The organism is Aestuariivirga sp. (assembly GCF_044238155.1).
Classification (GTDB): domain Bacteria; phylum Pseudomonadota; class Alphaproteobacteria; order Rhizobiales; family Aestuariivirgaceae; genus Aestuariivirga.
The window spans coordinates 1-2,963 of sequence record NZ_JBIIDX010000234.1; the positions used below are offsets into that span (position 1 = coordinate 1).

Genomic DNA, 2,963 nt, shown 5'->3' on the forward strand with positions numbered 1-2,963 from the left:
CGCCGTGCCGGGAAGCCAGGGTGTGCGGCGCAAGGTTGAGAGATCAGGCTTGAGCACGAAGTCGCCATAGCCCTTCTCCCAGCTGGTGGCCTTGTAGCCAGGCACCGGCTCCATCTCGATGTCGACGCCGAGCAGATAGTTGCAGCCGTGGGTTTCCTCATAGCCGCCATCGGCAAAGAACTTGGCATGGAAGCGCTTGCCCACCAGACGGCCTTGCAGGTCCACCATGGCGGCGACCACCGTGTCGATGGTGCCCGCCTTCACCTCTGCCTTCAGCTGTTCCAGCGTCAGCATGCCCTCACTCATGGTCGCTTCTCCCCTATCAGTTTCATTTTGCAGCAGCCTGGATCAGCGGCACCGACAATCGCTGCGCCCACTCGTCCTGGCCGCGCCCATCTGCCACCAGATCATTGCGGATCTCGATCATGGCATGTTCAAGCCCGCGCGCGAAGCCATGCAGGTTGAGCGTGTGCAAGACCCCGTCCTTCGGGCCGTAGGGCTCATTGAGCCTGGCATCGACATTCGGAAAGCTCTTGATGAGCTTCGCAGACAGCGCGGTATCGCGGTCATGCAGGATGCCCAGCTCAACGCTGCGGGCCTTGCCCTTGTAGACGGGCGTGAAACTGTGAATGGAGACGACCAGCGAGCGCATGCCCGCCGCGGCGCGCCTGTCCAGCAGGCGCGAGACGCCATCATGGAACGGCCGGTAGATGTCCCGGATGCGGGCAAGCCGCTGGTCTTCGGGCAGCCGCCTGTTGCCGGGAATGGCGGTGAGCTCGCTCATCTCCGGCATGGCATCGGCGGACTCCGGCGGCCGATTGCAATCATAGGCAAGCCGTGAGTAGCGCTGCAGCGCCAGCGGCGCGTCAATCAGACGAGACAAGAGCCGCGCAACCTTTTCCGCACCGATGTCCCAGGCGATGTGGCGTTCAAGCTCGGCAGCCGGCAAACCCAGCGTGCCAAGTGCGCGCGGCAGTCGGCAGGAGGCATGTTCGCAGATCAGCACGAAGGGCGAGCGCCCCTCTTCGTTTATGGCAAGGAACGGGTGTTCCTCGTCGTCCTGGAGCAACGCTCCCATGCAAGGCATCTCCGGCACGCTTCACGGAATCTGAAGCGATAATTTCAGATTGTGTGATGCCTGTCAATTTCGTTACAGTGAGCAACGGTCGCGAGGAGATCTGCGATGCCGCCCAAACAGGCAACCACCGTTGCCGAGAAACTGCGCCTGATGTCTGGCAAGCTTACTGCTGCCGAAGGCAAGCTGATGGCCGCCCTGTTCGCCAACTATCCGGTGGCAGGGCTCGGCAGCATCACGGACTTTGCCCGCGCCGCCCAGGTGTCCACCCCTTCGGTGCTGCGGCTTGCGAAGAAGCTTGGCTTTGCAGGCTTTCCCGCCCTGCAGGAGGCCTTGCGGGCCGAACTCTCCGCCCGCCTGCAGAACCCGATTGCCAAGCACGAGCGCTGGGCGGCCGAAGCGCCTGACACCCACATCCTCAACCGGTTTGCCTCCGCCGCGATGGAGAACCTTTCGGGCTCGCTACGGCTGATGGATCACCGTAGCTTTGATGCCGTGGTGGCACTGATCGGAGATCAGAGGCGCCGCATACATGTGGCAGGCGGCCGGATCACCGGGGCGCTTGCCGCCTATCTGGTGACCCATCTGCAGATGGCCAGACCCGGGGTGAGCCTGGTTCCAGCGACACAATCGCTCTGGCCACAATATCTGTTGGATATCGGGCGCAATGACCTCGTCCTGCTGTTTGACATCCGCCGCTATGACGCAGGCCTGTTCGATCTTGCCGCTTCCGCCACAGAACGGGGGGCAAAAGTCGTGCTCATTACCGATCAGTGGATTTCACCAATCGCGAGGCTAGCCGTGCAGTCACTTCCCTTACGCATCGAAGCGCCCTCGAGCTGGGACTCGAACATCGTGCCGCTGTTCATGGCCGAAGCGCTCGTGGCCGCCACCGTCAATGCCTGCTGGCGGGAGGCGGCAGACCGGATCGCCGCACTCGAGACCCTGGCTGACGCCGGGCGGCGTGGCCGATGAGTGCCATTTTCGATTTTGTCATCGTCGGCGCAGGGTCTGCCGGCTGTGCAATGGCCAACCGGCTGTCGGAGGATCAAAGGACGACGGTCTGTGTTCTCGAGTTTGGCGGGAGTGACCGGGGTCCGCTCATCCAGATGCCCTCCGCCCTGTCCTACCCCATGAACATGGGCCTCTATAACTGGGGCTTCGAGTCGGAGCCCGAGCCGGGTCTGGGCGGCCGCCGCCTGGCGACGCCCCGCGGCAAAGTGGTGGGCGGATCCTCCTCGATCAATGGCATGGTCTATGTGCGTGGCCATGCACGCGACTTCGACCACTGGGAGGAGATGGGCGCCAAGGGCTGGGGCTTCCGGCACGTATTGCCCTATTTCAAGCGGCAGGAGACGAGCCATGGTGGCGAGGACGGCTGGCGCGGCGAGGCCGGCCCGCTGCATGTGAAGCGCGGATTGCGCCGCAATCCTTTGTACCAGGCCTTCATCACCGCAGGCCAGCAGGCCGGCTACCCCATGACCGAGGATTACAACGGCCGCCAGCAGGAAGGCTTCGGCGCCATGGAAATGACCGTGCACAAGGGCGTGCGCTGGTCGGCGGCCAATGCCTATCTGAAGCCCGCGCTCAAACGGGGCAATGTTCGGCTGATCACCCATGCACTCGCGCATCGCGTGCTGATGGATGGCAAGCGCGCCGTCGGGGTCGAATATGAGGCCGGTGGCGTGCTCCGCCAGGTCAGGGCGCGGCGGGAAGTGATCATCGCGGCCTCGACCATCAACTCTCCAAAGCTTCTGCAGATGTCCGGCATCGGTGCGCCCGATGTGCTGAAAACGGCCGGCATTCCCGTCATCCACGCCCTGCCGGGCGTCGGCGAGAATCTGCAGGATCACCTCGAAATCTATTTCCAGGTCCGCTGCCGGGAGCC

Annotated in this window: 3 protein-coding genes and 1 pseudogene; 2 read left to right on the forward strand and 2 right to left on the reverse strand. The window is 63.6% G+C overall.

Translation table 11 applies throughout. From position 1 onward, the window contains the following. Window positions 1-306 (reverse strand): annotated as a pseudogene (locus ACILRN_RS16425) (glutamine synthetase); the annotation flags it as partial. Between the two features lie 22 nt (window positions 307-328). Beyond that, complete coding sequence (locus ACILRN_RS16430) at window positions 329-1,078, reverse strand: N-formylglutamate amidohydrolase (protein WP_395690039.1); 750 nt, start codon at window positions 1,076-1,078, stop codon at window positions 329-331. Between the two features lie 105 nt (window positions 1,079-1,183). Here ACILRN_RS16430 and ACILRN_RS16435 point away from each other — a divergent pair, with 105 nt between their 5' ends. Both ACILRN_RS16435 and ACILRN_RS16440 read left to right on the forward strand, forming a co-directional pair. Next, the gene (locus ACILRN_RS16435) at window positions 1,184-2,050 is read left to right on the forward strand and encodes a MurR/RpiR family transcriptional regulator (protein ID WP_395690040.1); all 867 of its coding nucleotides are present in this window, start codon (window positions 1,184-1,186) and stop codon (window positions 2,048-2,050) included. Further along, window positions 2,047-2,963 (forward strand): GMC family oxidoreductase N-terminal domain-containing protein (locus ACILRN_RS16440; protein WP_395690041.1); only part of this gene is annotated, 917 nt, incomplete at its 3' end. The genes ACILRN_RS16435 and ACILRN_RS16440, both read left to right, overlap by 4 nt.

Coding starts and splice junctions, on each gene's coding strand:
- ACILRN_RS16435 (WP_395690040.1), top strand. CDS start 1,184: ATGCCGCCCAAACAGGCAACCACCGTTGCCGAGAAACTGCGCCTGATG.
- ACILRN_RS16430 (WP_395690039.1), bottom strand. CDS start 1,078: ATGGGAGCGTTGCTCCAGGACGACGAGGAACACCCGTTCCTTGCCATA.